Raw genomic sequence first — 17,818 nt, 5'->3', positions numbered from 1 at the left:
TCCAGCCCCATGTTCCAGAACCCCTTCCAGAAGACCGGCGTGATGCTGTGCGGCCATGGCAGCCGCGACGAACGTGCCGTGGCGGAATTCACTGCCCTGGCCGATCACATGAAACGCCGCCTGCCGCAATACGATGTTGATTTCGGCTTCCTGGAATTCGCCACGCCGATCATACGCGAGGGCCTGGATGCCCTGCGCGCCAAGGGCAACACCAAGATCCTGGCCCTGCCCGGCATGCTGTTCGCCGCCGGCCATGCCAAGAACGACATCCCCAGCGTGCTCAACCGCTACCAGGCCGAACATCCGGATGTGAGCATACAGTATGGCCGCGACCTGGGCATCGACCTGAAGATGCTGCGTGCCGCCGGCGAGCGCGTGCAGCAGGCATTGAATGCCGCCGGCGACCATATCGGCCGCCACGAGACGGCCTTGGTGGTGGTGGGTCGCGGCACCTCGGACCCCGACGCCAATTCGAACATCGCCAAGGTCATGCGCATGCTGTGGGAGGGCTTCGGCTTCGGCTGGGCTGAGACGGCCTATTCCGGCGTCACCTTCCCGCTGGTGCAGCCCGCTTTGGAGCATGTGGCAAGGCTTGGCTACAAACGCGTGATCGTATTCCCGTATTTCCTGTTCACCGGCATCCTGGTCGAGCGCATCTACGAGCATACCGACCGCGTGGCCGCCGCCCATCCCGGCATCGAATTCGTCAAGGCCGGCTACCTGAACGACCATCCGCTGGTGCTGGAGGTGTTCGAGGACCGGCTGCAGGAAATCCTGGCCGGCACCAACAACATGAACTGCCAGATGTGCAAATACCGTGCGCAGGTTCTGGGTTTCGAGGACGAGGTCGGCCTGGCACAGGAAAGCCACCACCACCATGTGGAGGGCATCGGCACCGGAAAGCATGATCATGGGCACAGCCACGACCATAATCACGGCCACCACCCCTATCCCCATGCCGACCATCCGCTCGGCCCCAAGACGCTGACCAAGTGATGGCCGGATCATCCAGATACGATTACCTGCGCGATCCCGACGCGATCTATCGTCTGTCGTTCCAGATGATCCGCGACGAGGTGGACCTGTCGCATCTGCCGCCGGGCATCGACGAACTGGCCCTGCGCCTGATCCATGCCAGCGCCATGCCCGACATCCTGCCCGACCTGGTCTGGACGCCCGACCTGCCGCTGGCTGTGCATGACGCGCTACGCGCCGGCCGGCCGATCCTGAGCGATGTCGACATGGTGGCTTATGGCGTGATCCGCTCGCGCCTGCCGGCGAATAATCCGGTGCTGAGTTTTCTCAACACACCGGAAGCGCGCGAAATCGGCCGCACAAAACAGATCACCCGTTCGGCGGCGGCCGTGGAATTGTGGCAACCGCATCTGGCCCGCGCCGTGGTGGTGATCGGCAATGCGCCGACCGCCCTGTTCCGCCTGCTGGAGCTGCTGCTGGATGAAGGCGCGCCGAAACCGGCCGCCATTCTCGGCTTCCCGGTCGGTTTCGTCGGCGCGGCGGAATCGAAACAGGCGCTGATCGACGCCGCACCCGAGGGCGTGGCTTTCGCCACCCTGAAAGGCCGGCGCGGCGGCAGTGCGATGGCAGCGGCTGCGATCAACGCGCTGGCGGCCTGGGAGCCCGCGAAGGAAAAGGTGGCGCCATGACCCTGCCCTGGCTTTCCGTGATCGGCCTCGGCGAGGATGGGCTGAATGGCCTGGCGCCGGCGGCGCGGGCGCTGGCCGAGGATGCGGAGATCCTGATCGGCGGCGAACGCCATCTGGCCCTGTTGCCCGAGTTGCCGAACCAGACGCGCATGACCTGGACGCGGCCTTTGCTCGATCTGGTCGAGCGCATTACCGATTATCGCGGCCGCCGCGTCTGCGTGCTGGCGACCGGCGACCCGATGTGGTTCGGCATCGGCGTGACACTGGCCAAACGCGTGCCGGCCGATGAGATGCGCATCTTCCCCCATATCAGTGCCTTCAGCCTGGCGGCCGCCCGCATGGGCTGGGCCGTGGATGCCTGCGACTGCCTCACGCTGCATGGCCGGCCGCTCGACCTGCTGGGCCTCCATCTGCAGCCCCATGCGAAGCTGCTGATCCTCTCCGACAATGGCCAGACGCCGGCACAGGTGGCGGCCTTTCTGACCAAACGCGGTTTCGGCAGCGCTGAAATCAGCGTGCTGGAACATATGGGCGGCGCGGCGGAACGCCGGCATGACGGCGCGGCGAAGGGCTGGACGCTGGAATCCTGCGCCGATTTCAACACCCTTGCGGTGCAGCTGCAGGATGGCCCGGGCCTGAGCCGCCTGGCCGGGCTGGATGACGACCTGTTCCTGCATGACGGCAACATCACCAAACGCGAAATCCGTGCCGTCACGTTATCAAAGCTAGCCCCCTTTGCCGGCGAGCTGCTCTGGGATGTCGGCGCCGGGTCGGGTTCGATCGGGATCGAATGGCTGCGTGCCGATCGCCGCAACCGCGCGATCGCCATCGAGGCGCGCGAAGGCCGGCGCGGCATGATTGCGCAGAATGCCCTGGCGCTGGGCGTACCGCATCTGGAAATCGTGGCCGGCAGCGTGCCGGCGGCGCTGGATGGCCTGCCCGCGCCGGATGCCATTTTCATCGGCGGCGGCATCATGGCAGACGGCCTGATCGCGCGCTGCTGGGACATACTGAAACCCGGCGGCCGGCTGGTCGCCAATGTCGTGACGCTGGAAGGTGAGGCCAAGGTCGTGCAGGCGCGCCAGAGTTATGGCGGTGATCTCGGCCGCTTCAGCGTCTATCGCGCCGAGCCGGTCGGCCGCTTCCATGGCTGGCATGCCATGATGCCGGTGACGCAGTGGAGCGTGACAAAAGAATGAGTGGTACCCTGTATGGCCTCGGCATCGGACCGGGTGACCCCGAGCTGATCACCCTGAAGGCGCTGCGCCTGCTGCAGGCCGCCGATGTGGTGGCCTATCCCGCGCCCGAGCAGGGCGACAGCCTGGCCCGCCGCATCGTGGCGCCGCATTTAAGCGGCAAGCAGGCAGAGCTGGCCATCCGCATGCCGCTCAGCGTGGCGCGGTTTCCGGCCCAGGCCGTGTATGAACAGGCCACCGGCGATCTCGCAGCGCATCTCAAAGCGGGCCGCAACGTGGCGGTGCTGTGCGAAGGCGATCCCTTCCTCTATGGTTCGTTCATGTATCTGTTCGGCCGGCTGAGCGAGGATTTCCCGGTCGAGATCGTGCCCGGCGTGTCGTCGCTCACCGCCTGTGCCGCCGCCCTGCAATATCCGCTGGTGTCGCGCAACGACGTGCTGACCGTGATTCCCGCACCGCTGGACGACGAGACCATCGCGCATAAACTGCTGCATACCGATGCCGCCGCAATCCTGAAACTGGGCCGGCACGGGCCGCGTGTGATCGAGCTGCTCAACCGCCTGCATCTGGCGGATCGCGCCCGCTATATCGAACGCGCCACCATGACCGAGCAGCGCATCCTGCCGCTGTCCGAGGTCGACCCTTCGGCCATCCCCTATTTCGCCATGATCGTGGTACACCGCAAAGGCCGCCAGCATTTCATGGAGTTCGGCGCATGAGCGGAAAACCTGCACTTGTGCTGCTTACTCCCAACGCGCGCGGCGTGGCGCAGGCCCTGATGGCCGCCTTCCCGGCCTGGGAGGTCTACGCCCCCGACGATGCCGCGCTGGTACATGCCCTGCCGTTAGGCAAGGCGACCGACACCATCGCGCAGTTATTCGCGGCCGGCCGGCCGGTAATCGGCATCTGCGCCGCCGGCATCCTGATCCGCGCGGTCGCGCCGCTGCTGTCCGACAAGCATAATGAACCGCCGCTCATCGCGGTGGCGGCCGATGGCTCGTCTGTCGTGCCTTTGCTGGGTGGCCATCATGGCGCCAACCTGCTCAGTCGCCGCATTGCGGCCGTGCTGCAGGGCATTCCGGCGATCACCACCGCCGGCGACCTTGCTTTCGGCCTGGGCCTCGATGAGCCGCCCGAAGGCTACACACTGGCCAATCCGGAAGATGCCAAGGGCCTGATGGCGAACCTGCTGCGCGGCGGCGGCGTGCGCATCGAGGGCGATGCGCCCTGGCTGGCCGACAGCAACCTGCCGCTCAGCGCCGATGGCCGCATGGTGATCGAGGTCACGCATCGCGCGGTCGAGGGCAGCACCGACCATCTGGTCTATCACCCGCGCAACATCGCCATCGGCGTCGGCTGCGAACGCAATGCAAAGCCGGTGGAGCTGATCCGCCTGGTGCAGACCACATTGTCGGAACATGGCATCGCACGCGACAGCATCGCCGGTGTCTATTCGCTGGACCTGAAGGCCGACGAGCCGGCGATGCAGGAACTGGCGCGCTGGCTGGGCGTGCCTTTCCGCGTCTTCGATGCCGCCACGCTGGAGGCCGAGACGCCGCGGCTGGCCAATCCCTCCGATGCCGTGTTCGCCGAAGTCGGCTGCCACGGCGTCTCGGAAGGCGCGGCTTTGGCCGCCGCCGGGCCGGAAGCCGCACTGATCGTGCCGAAGGTGAAATCCGAACGCGCCACCTGCGCCATCGCGCTTTCACCCTCGCCCTTCGATGGCGCCTCGCGCGGCTTGCCGCGCGGCGAACTGCATGTGGTGGGCACCGGACCGGGCGATGCGTCATGGCTGACCCCGGAAGCGCGCATCGCGCTCAGCGCGGCCACCGACTGGGTCGGTTACGGCCTGTATCTTGATCTTTACCCAGAACTGGCGGCCGGCAAGACGCAGCATCGCTTCGAGCTGGGCGAAGAGGAAAAACGTGTGCGCGCCGCCCTTGAGCTGGCTGCAAAGGGCAAACGCGTGGCGCTGGTCTGCTCGGGCGATCCCGGCATTTATGCCATGGCGACGCTGGTCTTTGCCCTGCTGGAACAGGAACCGCAGCGCAAGGACTGGCAGCGCGCCGCCATCAGCGTCGCGCCCGGCATCTCGGCCTTGCAGGCAGCGGCAGCCCGTTCCGGTGCGCTGCTGGGCCATGATTTCTGCACCATCTCGCTGTCCGACCTGCTGACGCCGCTGGACATGATCCTGCTGCGCATCAAGAAGGCGGCCGAGGCCGATTTCGTCGTCGCCTTCTACAACCCGGTATCGCAGCGCCGCCGCACCCAGCTGGCCATGGCGAAGGACATCCTGCTGCAGCATCGCCCGCGCGAGACGCCCGTGGTGCTGGCACGCAACCTGGGCCGCGAGGGTGAACGGGTGACGCTGACCAATCTGGGCGACCTCGATGTCGAGCAGGTGGACATGCTGACCGTTGTTCTGGTGGGCAGCAGCGCCAGCCGCAGCATCGTCTTGCAGAATGGCCGCCGTTTCGCCTATACGCCACGCGGCTACGAGAAAAAGTTCAGTCCATGACCGTCCACTTCATTGGCGCCGGCCCCGGTGCCCCCGATCTGATCACCCTGCGCGGCGCGAAGCTGATCGAAAGCTGCCCGGTCTGCCTTTATGCCGGTTCGCTGGTGCCCGAAGCCGTCGTGAAGCTGGCGCCGGAAGGCGCGCGCGTGGTGGATACCGCGCCGCTGAACCTGGACGAGATCATGGCCGAGATCCAGGCTGCGCATGACAGGGGCCAGGACGTGGCGCGCGTGCATTCCGGCGATCCCTCGCTCTATGGCGCCATCGCCGAGCAGATTCGCCGCCTGAAGAAGCTGGATATCCCCTACACGATCACGCCGGGCGTGCCGGCCTTCGCCGCCGCCGCTGCTGCCCTGCAGACCGAACTGACTCTGCCCGACATCGCCCAGTCGGTGGTCCTGACCCGCACGGCGATGAAATCCTCCGACATGCCGGCGGGCGAGGCTTTGGCCAATTTCGGCCGCACGGGCGCCACGCTGGCCATTCATCTGTCCATCCGCAACATCCGCCATGTGGTGGAGGAACTGACGCCGCATTACGGCGCCGACTGTCCTGTGGCCGTGGTGGTGCGCGCCACATGGCCGGACCAGCAGATCATCCGCGGCTGCCTGTCCGATATCGCGGCGAAAGTGCGCGCGGCCAAGATCACCCGCACGGCCCTGATCCTGGTCGGCCGGGTGCTGGACGAGGCTGCTGATTTCAGCGACAGCGCGTTGTACGATCCGAATCACGTGCATGTGCTGCGGCCCGGCGAAAAAGCCAAGGCCAAAGCTGCGAAGCGATGAGGCTGACCATGGCGACCTGGCGCACAATCACCGTCCTGCTGTTCTGCGGCTTCCTGGCCGCCTGCGCCGACACCCCCGAAGCCGTCGTTGAGAAACCCGAGCCCCTGACGCTGGATTTCGCCCAGTCGGGCGGCCGCTTCATCCTGATGCAGGGCGAAGAGCTGCGCATCCGCCTCGCCGCCAATCACAGCACCGGCTATCGCTGGAGCATGGTCAACGAAGCGCCCGGCGTCGAAGTGCTGAGCCTGGCCGAGGAACCGTCCTACATCGCCGAGGGTACGATGCCCGGCCGTGGCGGCATGGAAGTGTGGCATTTCCGCGCCACCGGCACCGGGCCGACCATCCTGTATTTCGTCTATCGTCGGCCTTTTGAGCCGAACGGCCCGGCGGCGCGCGAAGCGATCTACAATTTCGAGATCCGCTGACGCCTAAACCGCGCTGATATTCGCCCAGGCCAGCGCGGCACCCACCGAATCCAAAGTCTCGCCCGGCGGCAGGGGTGGGCGCTCGATCATCAGCACCGGAATGTGCAGCTCGGCAGCGGCCGCGATCTTGGCCGCCGCGCCGCCGGCATTCTTGGTCACCAGCAGGTCGATGCGATGCTGCCGCATCAATGTGCGTTCGTCTTCCGGCCGGAACGGTCCGCGCCCGAGGATCAGATCGCCCGGCGGCAGCGGAACGCCATCGGCCGGTGGATCGATCATCCGAGTGAGAAACCACCGCCCGTTGCCATGCGGCTTGTCTTCACGGCCCAGCGGCACAAAGGGTGCGATCTCCTGCCGGCCGAGCGTGAGGAAGATGCGCTGCGCCGGATGAAAGCGCAGGAACACCGCCGCCGCCGTCACGCTAGGCATCATGGTCCAGCGGTCGCCCGGCGACGGCACCCAGGGTGGCCGCACCAGTTTGGCGCGCGGGACGCCTAAGGCCTGGCAGGCCTCGAAAGCATGACGCGCCATCTGGGCCGCAAAAGGATGCGTGGCATCCAGCACCAGGTCGATCTTTTCGTTCACCAGATACTCGCTCAGGCCCGCCACGCCGCCGAAACCGCCGATGCGAAACTCGCCCGGCGGCTTTTCCGGATTCTCGGTGCGCCCGGCCAGCGAGGAAATGCAGCGGATTTTCGGATGATGCTCAAGCTCGCGCGCCAGCCGCAGGCCTTCGCCAGTGCCGCCCAGCAGCAACAGGTTGCGTTTGCGCGCCATCAGGCCTGCTCCCCGCTGCGACCGACAATACCGCCGGCGCGATCCACCGCCACCACGTCGATGGCGATACGCGCCGGCGCCACGATCCGTTCGGCTGCGTCACGCGCCAGCCGGGCCACATGATCGCCCAGCGGCAGACCTGCCTTCTGCGCCATCTGCAAGACTTCCAACGCGGTATTGGCCTCCATCGCGCGCGCGACCAGCGCGGCATCGCCGCCACATTCGCTCAGCCATTGCGCCAATGCGGCCTTGTCGACCTGGCTGCGGCCGGAATGCAGGTCCATCTGGCCCTGCGCCAGTTTCACCAGTTTGGCGAAGCCGCCGCCGATGGTCAGGCGCGGCAGCGGATGCTGGCGCAGGTATTTCAGCAGCGCACCGGCGAAGTCGCCCATGTCGAGCAGAGCGATTTCGGGCAGATCGTAGAGCGCCTGCACGGCAGCCTCCGAGCTTGAGCCGGTGCAGCCGGCGACATGATCCAGCCCTGCGGCAACCGCCACATCAACACCGCGATGGATCGAATGAATCCATGCCGAACAGGAAAACGGCACGACGATGCCGGTGGTTCCCAGGATGCTCAAACCGCCCACGATGCCCAGGCGCGGATTCCAGGTCTGCTTCGCCAGCTCCGCGCCGCCCGGCACGGCGATCTCGATCTCGACATCCGGCGCTTCGCCATGCCGCGCGGCCAGCACTTGCACAGCTTCGCTCATCATCCGGCGCGGCACCGGGTTGATTGCCGGTTCACCCGGCGGAATCGGCAGGCCGGCGCGCGTGACCATGCCCACGCCTTCGCCGGCACGGAACACGATGCCGCTGCCCGGCGCGGCGCGGCGCACGCGGGCGAGGATCAGCGCCTGATGCGTCACGTCGGGATCGTCGCCGGCATCCTTGACGATGCCGGCCTCGGCCCAATCCGGTCCCAGTGCCTCGCGTGCCAGCGCAAAACTGGGCGTCTCGCCCTTCGGCAGCGTGATGGCGACCGGATCGGGGAAAGCGCCGGTGAGCAATGCCTGATAGGCCGCCGTGGTTGCCGCCGTGGCGCAGGCGCCCGTCGTCCAGCCCCGGCGCAGGGCGGAGGCGGGTTCGGCAGGCATTTCGGCCGGCGTTTCGGTGGGCATCTCGGCAGCCTGGGTCATGGGGGCCAAAGTATACACTGGGGCGCGGCCGGTGTACCTTGCCGCCATGCAATTGCCATCTCTGCAGATGCCGGTTTTCCCCCCCGGCTGGGTCTGGCTGACCGGCGCCGGCCCCGGCGATCCGGGCCTGTTGACCCTGCATGCGGTGAACGCCCTGAACCAGGCCGATGTCGTGATTTACGACGCCCTGGTGGGCGAGGCGATCCTGGCCTGCGCCCGCCCCGGCGCGCTGCTGGAATATGCCGGCAAACGCGGCGGCAAGCCTTCGCCCAAGCAGCGCGATATCAGCCTGCGCCTGGTCGAACTGGCGCAGCAGGGCAAGCGCGTCTTGCGCCTGAAGGGCGGCGATCCCTTCGTCTTCGGCCGCGGCGCGGAAGAGGCGCTCTCCTTACGCGAAGCAGGCATTCCCTTCCGCGTCATCCCCGGCATCTCGGCCGGCGTAGGCGGCCTGGCTTATGCCGGCATCCCGCTCACCCATCGCGACACCAATTCCTGCGTCACCTTCCTCACCGGCCATAACGCCAGCGGCGAGGTGCCCGACAGCGTCGACTGGGCCGCCATGGTGCGCGCCTCGCCGGTGCTGGTGATCTATATGGCGATCAAGCATCTCGACATCCTGGTGTCGAAGCTGCGCCATGCCGGACTGGCGGGCGAACGCCCCGCCGCGCTGGTCAGCCACGCGACCCTGCCGGAGATGCGCGTGCTGCGCAGCAACCTGGACCGCATCGTGGCCGATGCCGAGACGGCAAGGGTCGAGCCGCCGGCCCTGCTGGTGGTGGGCGAGGTGGTCGACCTGCATGCGCTGTTCGGCAGCAGCGACCTGCAGGCCAGGCTCGCGCCGCCATGCCCAATCGCCATCTGACCCGCGGCCTGGTGATCGCCGCGCCGGCCTCGGCCAGCGGCAAGACCACCGTGACGCTCGCGCTGCTTCGCCTGCTGGCCCGCGAAGGCCGCATCGTCGCACCCTTCAAGACCGGACCGGATTACATCGACGGCGCCTTCCATCGCGCCGCCAGCGCTGGGCGGCCCTGCTACAATCTCGATCTTTTCGCCATGCGGCCCGCGACCCTGGCCGGCGTGCTCGATTACGGCAGCGCCGGCGCCGAGATCGTGGTGATCGAAGGCGTGATGGGGCTGTTCGATGGCGCCGTCAGCAGCGAAGGCAGCACCGCCGACCTGACGGCAAAACTGGACCTGCCGGTGGTGCTGGTGATCGATGCCGCGCGCCAGAGCCAATCCATTGCGGCGCTGGTGCATGGTTTCCGCAGTTTCCGCGCCGATGTCGTGCTGGCCGGCGTGATCCTCAACCGCGTGTCGTCGCCCAAACACGAGATGCTGTTGCGCAATGCCCTGGCGCCGCTTGGCCTGCCGGTGCTGGCCGCCCTGCCGCCGGAAGGCGATCTGACGATGCCGAGCCGGCATCTGGGCCTGGTGCAGGCCGAGGAACGCGACGGCCTCGATTTTTTTCTCGACCGTGCGGCCGACTGGCTGCATCTGCATCTGGATCGCGCGGCGCTGGAGCAATTGCTGCAGCCCCTGCAGGTCAGCCGGCCGGCGACGCTGGCGCCTCTGCCGCCGCTGGGCCAGCATATTGCAGTTGCGCGCGATGCGGCCTTTGCCTTCGCCTATCCGCATCTGCTGCAGGGCTGGCAGGCCCAGGGCGCGAATCTCAGCTTCTTTTCGCCGCTGGCCGACGAAGCACCAATGCTGGATTGCGACGCGGTGTTCCTGCCCGGCGGCTATCCCGAACTGCATGCGGCAAAACTGGCCGGCAATGCTGGCCTGCTGCAGGGCCTGCGCGCGGCAGCGGATCGCGGCGCGACCATCTATGGCGAATGCGGCGGCTTCATGCTGCTGGGTCGCGGCCTGACCGATGCCGATGGCCACAAGCATGCCATGGCCGGCCTGCTGCCCATTGAGACCAGTTTTGCCGAACGCAAGCGCCATCTGGGATATCGCCGCATCACCAGTCTGGCCGATACGATGCTGGGTCCGGCGGGCCAGCGGTTTCGTGGCCATGAATTCCATTATTCCGTCCAGACCGGCGGCGAAGACCAGACACAGGCCTTGTTCAGCACCACGGATGCCGCCGGCGCCGCGCTTGGTCCGACCGGCTGCCACCAGGGCAAAGTGTTCGGCAGTTACCTACACCTGATCGACCGCGAGGATTGAGCGCGCGAACGCCGCAGGCTCAAGGTTGCGGTATTATCTTACGGCAATCCCGGGCCGCATCTGTCCTAGACTAGCAAAAAAAGCAAACGGGAAACGATCAAACCGCCGGCATGATCAACTGGATCGACATACTTTCGCCCCGGCTGCGCCATCTGCATCGCGACTGGATCCATTTCCGAGCCCATAACCTGATGCCAGCCGTGGGCGACTATAACGGCTTCGCTCGTGCCGAGGCGGTGGAGGCCGCCCAACGGCATAGCGCGACGGTGATCCTGCCGGCCGAAAGCGGCCCGCTGTTCAAGCATGTGGGCGATGGGCTGAACGGCGTGTTGCCGTCCTGCCGCAGCGGCATGCATTTCAGCGATCTGGCCTCGCCGGTGCTGCGCGCCGCCCTGACCGGCCCCTTCCACCGCATTGCCAGCAGCCGGCAGCCGGAAGCAAGACGCAGCCATACACGTGGTGGGAACGAGACATCCGATTATGAAATGCTGCTGCTGCCATTCTGCGATAGCCGCTTGCGGGTCTGCATCATACACGCCGTCTACGATCTGGCCGGCATCGACTGGAAAAGGGCGTTTGCATGATAGAGCCAGCAATCCCCGAAGACGAAGACTACCGCCTGGCGGCGCTGCGCATGCTGCCGCTGCTGGATACACCGCCGGAACCGGATTTCGATGCCGTGGTGCAACTCGGCCGCGCCATGTTCGCCGTGCCGACCTGCCTCGTCACCCTGGTCGACAGCCACCGCCAGTGGTTCAAGGCTCGCGCCGGACTGGATGCAACCGAAACGCCGCGTGCGCATTCCTTTTGCGGTCATGCCATCCTGCAGCACGACGTAATGGTGGTGCCCGACGCATCGCTGGATGAACGCTTCCACGACAACCCTCTGGTGCTCGGCACACCCTTCATCCGATTTTATGCCGGCGCGCCGATCCTGCTACCCAGCGGCTATACCATCGGCACAGTCTGCATCCTGGGCCCAGAGCCACGCCACGATTTCGACGCCGGGCAACAGGATTTGCTGGCCAAGCTCGCCATGTTGGCGCTTTCGGCGATCACTCTGCGCGCCCTGCGCAGCAATTTCGACCGCGCGCGCCGCGAGGCCGACCGCAGCCGCCTGCTGGTTCTGGCCAGCCCGGCGCCCCTGGCCCTGGCGGATGCGGAAGGCCGGCTTGAGGTCTTCAACGAAGCCTTCGCCGCGCTCTGCCTGCGGCCTCCTGAGGTTGGCGGCCCCGTTGAGCAGGCGCTGGACCTCGGCCAGTGGCCGCCGGCCGCCATGGCGCGCAACGGATCGGACATGGCCGTGCTGACCTTCAATGACCGCGACGCAAGGTTGGCAGTTTACCGCGATCCCGAAGGCTATATCCTGACCACCGCGCCCGACGGACTTTAGCCTCGGCGTTGCACGCCGGCAGGCGGCTGCTACGATCCGGCCATGGCGGCCCGATTCGCGGCTGCGTTGTGTGGGTTAACCATTCCTTTGCCGCTTTGCGCTAGTCACCGCAGCATGCTGCCGCGTTTCGCCCTTGTCCTGCTTCTGTCGCTGGTTGCCCTGGCTGCTGCGCCGGCCCCGGCGGACGCCATCGACACGGTATCGCCGGTGGCGGATAAAGGCGCCGATTCCGGCCTGCCGCTGCCGCGTTTCGTCAGCCTGGCCGCCGACAAGGTGAATGCCCGCACCGGACCGGGTTCACGTTATCCCATCGCCTGGCAATATCAGCGCCGTGGTCTGCCGGTGGAGGTGGTGGCGGAATACGAATACTGGCGCCGCATCCGCGATCATGACGGCACCGAGACCTGGGTGCACAAGAACCTGACCTCGGGCAAGCGCTTCGCCGTGGTGGACGGCACGGTGCGCAGCCTGTTCAAGAAACCCGACATGGCCGCCGACGTGCTGCTGACCGCCGAACCCGGCGTGATGGCGCGGCTGCGCAAATGCCCCGATGTGGCCTGGTGCCAGGTGGAAATCGCCGGCACGCGCGGCTGGATGCCGCGCAGCCATCTCTGGGGCCTGTATCCCGACGAAGTCTTCGACTGACGCCTAGCTGACGCCGAGCAGACGGCGCAGGCTGCGCGTGATGGCCGGATTGCCCAGCATGTCGGCCAGCGTGTAGCGGTCGAGCACGGCAAGGAATGCCTTCACCGCTTCGGCGAAGGGCTGCTTGAGCTGGCAGGCCGGCGCCAGGCAGCAGGTGTTGCTGGCGCCGTCGAAACATTCCACCAGGTTGAAGTTGTCCTCGGTGGCGCGCACCACGGCGCCGATGGCGATCAGGCCGGCGGCGCGGCTGAGCTGCAGGCCGCCATTGCGGCCGCGCAGGCTGTCGACGAAGCCCGCCTGCGCCAGGGTCAGCGCCACCTTCATCAAATGATGACGCGAGACATCGTAATGCTCGGCGATCTCCTCGATGGTGCAGCGCCGGGCCGGATTCAGCCCCAGATACATCAGCATGCGTAGGGCGTAGTCGGTATGCAGCGTCAGATGCATGGCCAGGGTCGTCCGTGATCCTTGGGCGGGGGGTGCGACAAAATATGCATTTAATTTACTTGATATCGGCCGGCCGCTCAATATCATGCATTTTAAATACTTCTTTTAAAGGCCCCGCCTCCTGGAGGCTTCCGATGACCTACGTCGTGACCGAGCAGTGCATCAAGTGCAAGTACATGGATTGCGTCGAGGTCTGTCCGGTCGACTGCTTCTATGTCGGCGAGAACATGCTGGTGATCAATCCGGACGAATGCATCGATTGCGGCGTCTGCGAGCCGGAATGCCCGGCCGAGGCCATCCTGCCCGACACCGACCGCCGCACGGATGCATGGGCCGCCCTCAATCGCGACTACGCCAAGCAATGGCCCAACATCACCCGCAAGGGCACCCCGCCCGAGGATGCCGATGCCTGGCGTGGCGTGGCCGACAAGTTCAGCCGCTTCTTCTCGCCCGAACCCGGAAAGGACCAGTCATGAACGACATGAGCCTGCATGCCGGCATCCTGCCGCACCGCCTGCATAACCGCGCACCGCAGCTGCATGACAGCCTGCCTCGCGCCGCTTTCGGCATCACGGCCGGCGCCTATGTGCTGATGCTGCTGGTCTACTGGCTCACCTTCGGCGCCAAGGCCGAGGGCGCGCTGATGGTGGCGGTCAGTACCGTGTACGTGATCATGTTCTTCGGCGTGCCCTGGGTGATGGCGCGGCTGGGCGAAAAAATGCTGCGCCAGCGCCATGGCGGCCGTGCCGCGCCGAACCTGGAGGATTTCCTGCAGACCGGCATCCAGACCTGGACCGGACCGATGAGCGGCTGGAGCGCCCTCATCCAGGTGACGCTGATCCCCGTCGGCCTGGCCTTCGCCACCCTGGGCATCTGCATCGCCGTGGCGATGGCGCGCTGATCGCCATGGCCGCCGCCTTCGCATTGCCGCAGGATCCGCCGCGCCAGGAACCGGCACAGCGCCGCTGGGCGTTGTTTGCGCTCGGCTTCCGGCCCTTCTATCTCGCCGGCGCCGCCTATGCCGTGCTGATCCTGCCATTATGGCTGGCCGTTTATGGCGGCCATGTCGCCCTGCCGATAGCCAATCCGCTGGCCTGGCATGGCCACGAGATGCTGTTCGGTTTCGGCGTCGCGATCATTGCCGGCTTCCTGCTGACGGCCGTGCGCAACTGGACCGGTCAGGATACCGCAACCGGCCTGCCGCTTGCCCTGCTGGTGCTGGTATGGCTGGCCGGCCGCGTCGCACCCTTCCTGCTGCCGCCCGACTTCGCGGCGATGGCCGATCTGGCCTTCCTGCCGGCACTCGCCGTCGCCCTGGCGCAGCCGATCTTTCTCATGCGCGTATGCAAGGCCTCGCAGCGGCCCTGGCTGCCGCTGGTGGTCCTGAGCCTGCTAACCATCGCCAACCTGCTGCATCATGCCGGTGCCATGGGTTTCTGGAGCGAGGGCATCGTTTTCAGCCGGCATCTGGCGCTGGGCGTGGTCGCCATCCTGATCAGCGTGATCGCCGCGCGCATCGTGCCCAGCTTCACCATGTCGGGTGCCGGCATGTTCATTCCGGCCGCGCCCCGGCGCGACCGCATTGCGCTGGCGGCGCTGGTGCTGGCCGTGGCGCTGGATGTGACAGCCGTGCTGTGGCCGGTGCCATCCCCACTGCTGATGGCCACCAATGCCGCCGCAGCCCTGCTGCATGCCAGCCGGATGCAGCAATGGCATAGCTGGTCGGCGCGCCGTGTGCCGTTGCTGGCGATCCTGCATATCGCCTATCTCTGGCTGCCGCTTAGTTTTGCCCTGCGCGCCGCCAGTGCATGGAGCGACGCAGTGACGCCGGCCATGGCCGATCATGCGCTGGGTGTCGGCGCCATGGCCGGGCTGATGCTGGCGATGATGACGCGCAGCGCGCTGGGCCATACCGGCCGCAAGCTGAAGGCCGGACCGGTGGAGGTCGGCATCTATGCCGCCATCACGCTGGCCGCTTTGCTGCGGTTCTGCGCGCTGGTACATCCTGCCCTGCAATGGCCTTTGCTGCTGGCCGCCGGCATAGCCTGGGAGGCCGCGTTCGGCCTGTTCCTGCTGCGCTACCTGCCGATCCTGCTGCGGCCGCGCATCGACGGCAAACCGGGCTGACCGACTCGTTTCCTCCCCTCCCATCCCCTATATAATTGTTGTCATGGCCCATCAGGACGAAACCGACACAACTTTGGCCGAACGCCAGGCCCGCCGCGCCCAGCTTGCGCCAGGCACTGCCGCCGGCGTGACCGAGGCGATGGTGCATGACGTGGTGCACGCCTTCTACGGCCGAATCCGCACTGACGCCGTGCTGGGGCCGATCTTCGAGGGCGTGATCAGGGACAACTGGGATCACCACCTGGCCAAGATGTGCGATTTCTGGTCGTCGGTGCTGCTGATGACCGGCCGTTACGATGGCCGCCCGATGCCGGCGCATATCCGCATCGATGTCGGCCAGGGCGCAGGCCTGACGGGCGCGCATTTCGCCCATTGGCTGGAGCTGTTCCGCACCACAGTCCGCGAGCGCTGCCCACCAGCGGCCGCCGCCCTGTTCGAGGACCGGGCGCAGAAGATCGCCGCCTCGCTGCTGCAGGGTGTGCAGTTCAGCCGCGGCGAACTGCCCGACTGGCTCGGGCCGGTGAAGAGCGAACCCGCCAAAGATTCGGTATAAGGCGCCATCAGGCGTGAAGCGGAGGCCCGTCTTTCGCGTAATGCACCATGCGCTGGCCCGGCAGCAGATCATAGGCTGACTGCCAGCCTGGAAGACTGGCGATGCGATCCAGCCAAGCGTGGATTCCCGGATGCGTAATGGCGAAATCGTAGCCCGTCTCATCAGCCGGGAAATGCAGATAGGCCATCATCGAAATATCGGCCACGGTAAAACCAGCACCGGCCACGAAGGCCGAAGACACCACCCGCTTTTCCAGGATCCCGAGGAAGTCATCCAGCCGGCGGCGGAAATATGTCAGCACATGAGGATTGGGCTTCGGCGTGAAGCTGCGCATGAAGCGATAGGACGCCATATAGCCGGTGAGCTTATGATTGTCCCAGAACAGCCAGCGCAACACTTCGTATTTCTCGGCCGCTGTGTCGCCGCCGAACTTGCCGTGTTTCTCGGCCAGTTTCATCAGGATCGGTGCGGTTTGCGTCAGCTTGACGCCATCTTCTTCCAGCACCGGAATCTCGCCCATCGTGTTGACATTGGCGCGCCATTCGGCGGAACGCGTCACGCCGCCGGCGAAATCGGTCCAGATCGGCTCAAAATGCTGGCCACAGAATCTCAGCATCAGCGCCAACTTGTAGCTGTTTCCGGACTCCGGAAAATAATGCAGGCGATAAGACGGCATCGCGGATTCCTGTCAAGAACGAATGCACTTGTGTACAGAACATTTGTTCTGTACAGTATACCCGAATGAGGCGATGTCAACATGCATGACAATATGGCCATCTCAGATCGTCAGCAGGCGCTGATGGAAGTGACACTCCGCATTATCGGGCGGCTGGGTGTGGATGGCGTGACACATCGCGCGGTTGCCGCCGAAGCCGGGTTGTCATTGGGCGCGATCACTCATCACTTCAGCTCGCGCGACAGCCTGGTGGAGGCCGCCCTGCACCACGCCCTGGCGCGTGAAACCGGGCGTCTGCGCGCGCTCAGCCTGTCGCTGCAGGATCACGTGATGGATATCGATGCCTGGATTGGCGCGCTGGCTGCGTGGTATGCCCGAGAACTGAAGACCGATGCAGAGGTACATATCGCCTGCTATGAGGCTTTTCTGGCGGCGGCGCGCAGCCCGCGCTACCGCGACATTATCCAGCAATGGTTCTCCACTTGGCAGCGTAGCGCCGAGCTGGCCCTGAAGGCCGCTGGTTCGACGCAGCCTCGGCAGCATGCCGAGCTCTTTGTTTCCGCCCTGATTGGCTTAATCCTGCAACAACTGGCTGCGCCGCGCCGCAGTTTCCGCCGCGATGCCGTCGCGCTGCTGAGCGGGCTGGTCGATGGCTTGCTCGGCCGTCGCTGAGCACTAGTAAAGCCGGTTCTTGTAGCTTTCTTCCAGATTGGCATCGGCCGCTTCGGCATCCAGCCCGCCGACCTGGTCGGCAATCACGCGGCCCAGCGTGGGAAAGCTGCTGCGCGGCACATGCTTTTCGGCATTCCACAGATCCGAACGGATCATCGCCTTGCCGCAATGGAAATAGACTTCGCGCACGCTGATCTCCAGCGCCGATGCCGGCAGCTTGCCCTGCGCAATCATCGGCTGCAGACGTGCCGGGTCGGTGATCACTCTCGCGGTTCCATTCACGCGCAAGGTCTCGTTGATCCCGGGAACAAAGAACAACAGCCCGACATCGGACGATGCGACGACATTGCGAAGCGAATCGATCAGGTTGTTGCCGCGCCGATCCGGCAGCAGCAGCGTGACATCATCCTCCACGCGGACAAAGCCTGGCGCATCGCCACGCGGCGAGGCATCGGCGCCGTCCGGACCATGGGTCGCCAGCACGACAAAGGGCGACAGCGCGATAAAGGCCTTGGCGTGCTTGTCCAGCCGGGGCAGGATTTTCTTCTGCACCAGCTCGCTGGGCTGATCATAACTGTCGCGCAGGTCGGATTCACTGGAAAGAACAGTCATGCCGGGCCTCAGAATAACAC

22 protein-coding genes are annotated in these 17,818 nt (G+C 65.9%); 17 read left to right on the top strand and 5 right to left on the bottom strand.

The window, feature by feature from the left end; all coding sequences use genetic code 11:
- Positions 1 to 9: 9 nt before the first annotated feature.
- From ACK4FJ_RS07730 to ACK4FJ_RS07700, 7 genes are read left to right on the top strand one after another with little or no spacing between them, the layout of a single operon-like run.
- Positions 10 to 996, top strand: a complete 987-nt coding sequence (locus tag ACK4FJ_RS07730) for a sirohydrochlorin chelatase (RefSeq protein ID WP_409765272.1) — start codon at positions 10 to 12, stop codon at positions 994 to 996.
- Positions 996 to 1,664: a precorrin-8X methylmutase gene (locus tag ACK4FJ_RS07725; protein WP_409765271.1), complete on the top strand. Its 669-nt coding sequence runs from the start codon at positions 996 to 998 to the stop codon at positions 1,662 to 1,664. Before ACK4FJ_RS07730 ends, ACK4FJ_RS07725 begins: the two co-directional genes overlap by 1 nt.
- Positions 1,661 to 2,863, top strand: coding sequence for a precorrin-6y C5,15-methyltransferase (decarboxylating) subunit CbiE (cbiE, locus tag ACK4FJ_RS07720; protein WP_409765270.1), 1,203 nt, complete (start codon positions 1,661 to 1,663; stop codon positions 2,861 to 2,863). Before ACK4FJ_RS07725 ends, cbiE begins: the two co-directional genes overlap by 4 nt.
- Complete coding sequence (gene cobI, locus ACK4FJ_RS07715; RefSeq protein ID WP_409765269.1) at positions 2,860 to 3,579, top strand: precorrin-2 C(20)-methyltransferase; 720 nt, start codon at positions 2,860 to 2,862, stop codon at positions 3,577 to 3,579. The genes cbiE and cobI overlap by 4 nt, the downstream gene beginning before the upstream one ends.
- Positions 3,576 to 5,378: a precorrin-3B C(17)-methyltransferase gene (gene cobJ, locus ACK4FJ_RS07710; protein ID WP_409765268.1), complete on the top strand. Its 1,803-nt coding sequence runs from the start codon at positions 3,576 to 3,578 to the stop codon at positions 5,376 to 5,378. The genes cobI and cobJ overlap by 4 nt, the downstream gene beginning before the upstream one ends.
- The gene (cobM, locus tag ACK4FJ_RS07705; protein WP_409765267.1) at positions 5,375 to 6,163 is read left to right on the top strand and encodes a precorrin-4 C(11)-methyltransferase; all 789 of its coding nucleotides are present in this window, start codon (positions 5,375 to 5,377) and stop codon (positions 6,161 to 6,163) included. Before cobJ ends, cobM begins: the two co-directional genes overlap by 4 nt.
- Positions 6,164 to 6,171: 8 nt before the next feature.
- The gene (locus tag ACK4FJ_RS07700) at positions 6,172 to 6,588 is read left to right on the top strand and encodes a protease inhibitor I42 family protein (RefSeq protein WP_409765266.1); all 417 of its coding nucleotides are present in this window, start codon (positions 6,172 to 6,174) and stop codon (positions 6,586 to 6,588) included.
- A gap of 3 nt (positions 6,589 to 6,591) precedes the next feature.
- Here the strand turns inward: ACK4FJ_RS07700 and ACK4FJ_RS07695 are convergent, their stop codons facing one another.
- Positions 6,592 to 7,365: a cobalt-precorrin-6A reductase gene (locus ACK4FJ_RS07695; RefSeq protein WP_409765265.1), complete on the bottom strand. Its 774-nt coding sequence runs from the start codon at positions 7,363 to 7,365 to the stop codon at positions 6,592 to 6,594.
- On the bottom strand, positions 7,365 to 8,459 hold the full coding sequence (locus ACK4FJ_RS07690; protein ID WP_409765529.1) for a cobalt-precorrin-5B (C(1))-methyltransferase: 1,095 nt from the start codon (positions 8,457 to 8,459) through the stop codon (positions 7,365 to 7,367). Before ACK4FJ_RS07690 ends, ACK4FJ_RS07695 begins: the two co-directional genes overlap by 1 nt.
- Positions 8,460 to 8,547: 88 nt before the next feature.
- Here ACK4FJ_RS07690 and cobA point away from each other — a divergent pair, with 88 nt between their 5' ends.
- The 5 genes from cobA (at position 8,548) to ACK4FJ_RS07665 (ending at position 12,711) form a co-directional block, all read left to right on the top strand.
- Positions 8,548 to 9,363, top strand: coding sequence for a uroporphyrinogen-III C-methyltransferase (cobA, locus tag ACK4FJ_RS07685; RefSeq protein ID WP_409765264.1), 816 nt, complete (start codon positions 8,548 to 8,550; stop codon positions 9,361 to 9,363).
- The gene (locus ACK4FJ_RS07680; RefSeq protein WP_409765263.1) at positions 9,345 to 10,673 is read left to right on the top strand and encodes a cobyrinate a,c-diamide synthase; all 1,329 of its coding nucleotides are present in this window, start codon (positions 9,345 to 9,347) and stop codon (positions 10,671 to 10,673) included. The genes cobA and ACK4FJ_RS07680 overlap by 19 nt, the downstream gene beginning before the upstream one ends.
- A gap of 110 nt (positions 10,674 to 10,783) precedes the next feature.
- Positions 10,784 to 11,257 carry a hypothetical protein gene (locus tag ACK4FJ_RS07675; protein ID WP_409765262.1) on the top strand — a complete coding sequence of 158 codons (474 nt, stop codon included), beginning with the start codon at positions 10,784 to 10,786 and terminating at the stop codon, positions 11,255 to 11,257.
- On the top strand, positions 11,254 to 12,066 hold the full coding sequence (locus ACK4FJ_RS07670) for a GAF domain-containing protein (protein WP_409765261.1): 813 nt from the start codon (positions 11,254 to 11,256) through the stop codon (positions 12,064 to 12,066). Before ACK4FJ_RS07675 ends, ACK4FJ_RS07670 begins: the two co-directional genes overlap by 4 nt.
- A gap of 114 nt (positions 12,067 to 12,180) precedes the next feature.
- Positions 12,181 to 12,711, top strand: a complete 531-nt coding sequence (locus tag ACK4FJ_RS07665) for an SH3 domain-containing protein (RefSeq protein WP_409765260.1) — start codon at positions 12,181 to 12,183, stop codon at positions 12,709 to 12,711.
- A gap of 3 nt (positions 12,712 to 12,714) precedes the next feature.
- On the opposite strand, the gene ACK4FJ_RS07660 is transcribed toward ACK4FJ_RS07665, so the two are convergent.
- Entirely contained in the window at positions 12,715 to 13,158 is a 444-nt protein-coding gene (locus tag ACK4FJ_RS07660; protein WP_409765259.1) for an Rrf2 family transcriptional regulator, read from the bottom strand.
- Between the two features lie 134 nt (positions 13,159 to 13,292).
- Between ACK4FJ_RS07660 and fdxA the strand changes: the two genes are divergently transcribed.
- From fdxA to ACK4FJ_RS07640, 4 genes are read left to right on the top strand one after another with little or no spacing between them, the layout of a single operon-like run.
- Positions 13,293 to 13,634, top strand: coding sequence for a ferredoxin FdxA (gene fdxA / locus ACK4FJ_RS07655; RefSeq protein ID WP_409765258.1), 342 nt, complete (start codon positions 13,293 to 13,295; stop codon positions 13,632 to 13,634).
- Positions 13,631 to 14,059: a hypothetical protein gene (locus ACK4FJ_RS07650; RefSeq protein WP_409765257.1), complete on the top strand. Its 429-nt coding sequence runs from the start codon at positions 13,631 to 13,633 to the stop codon at positions 14,057 to 14,059. Before fdxA ends, ACK4FJ_RS07650 begins: the two co-directional genes overlap by 4 nt.
- 5 nt (positions 14,060 to 14,064) lie before the next feature.
- A complete protein-coding gene (locus tag ACK4FJ_RS07645) occupies positions 14,065 to 15,285 on the top strand; it encodes an NnrS family protein (RefSeq protein WP_409765256.1) in 1,221 nt (406 codons plus the stop codon).
- 43 nt (positions 15,286 to 15,328) lie between these two features.
- Entirely contained in the window at positions 15,329 to 15,838 is a 510-nt protein-coding gene (locus tag ACK4FJ_RS07640; RefSeq protein WP_409765255.1) for a group III truncated hemoglobin, read from the top strand.
- A 7-nt stretch (positions 15,839 to 15,845) separates the two neighbouring features.
- On the opposite strand, the gene ACK4FJ_RS07635 is transcribed toward ACK4FJ_RS07640, so the two are convergent.
- Positions 15,846 to 16,514 carry a glutathione S-transferase family protein gene (locus ACK4FJ_RS07635; RefSeq protein WP_409765254.1) on the bottom strand — a complete coding sequence of 223 codons (669 nt, stop codon included), beginning with the start codon at positions 16,512 to 16,514 and terminating at the stop codon, positions 15,846 to 15,848.
- A 93-nt stretch (positions 16,515 to 16,607) separates the two neighbouring features.
- Between ACK4FJ_RS07635 and ACK4FJ_RS07630 the strand changes: the two genes are divergently transcribed.
- A complete protein-coding gene (locus tag ACK4FJ_RS07630; protein WP_409765253.1) occupies positions 16,608 to 17,186 on the top strand; it encodes a TetR/AcrR family transcriptional regulator in 579 nt (192 codons plus the stop codon).
- A 3-nt stretch (positions 17,187 to 17,189) separates the two neighbouring features.
- On the opposite strand, the gene ACK4FJ_RS07625 is transcribed toward ACK4FJ_RS07630, so the two are convergent.
- Complete coding sequence (locus tag ACK4FJ_RS07625) at positions 17,190 to 17,798, bottom strand: pyridoxamine 5'-phosphate oxidase family protein (RefSeq protein WP_409765252.1); 609 nt, start codon at positions 17,796 to 17,798, stop codon at positions 17,190 to 17,192.
- Positions 17,799 to 17,818: the final 20 nt, after the last annotated feature.

The sequence above is a fragment of the Ferrovibrio sp. genome, from assembly GCF_046297595.1.
In the GTDB taxonomy this organism is placed as follows: Bacteria; Pseudomonadota; Alphaproteobacteria; order Ferrovibrionales; family Ferrovibrionaceae; genus Ferrovibrio.
Note: the sequence above shows the minus strand (reverse complement) of the source record. Positions and strands in the feature narration are given on the sequence as shown.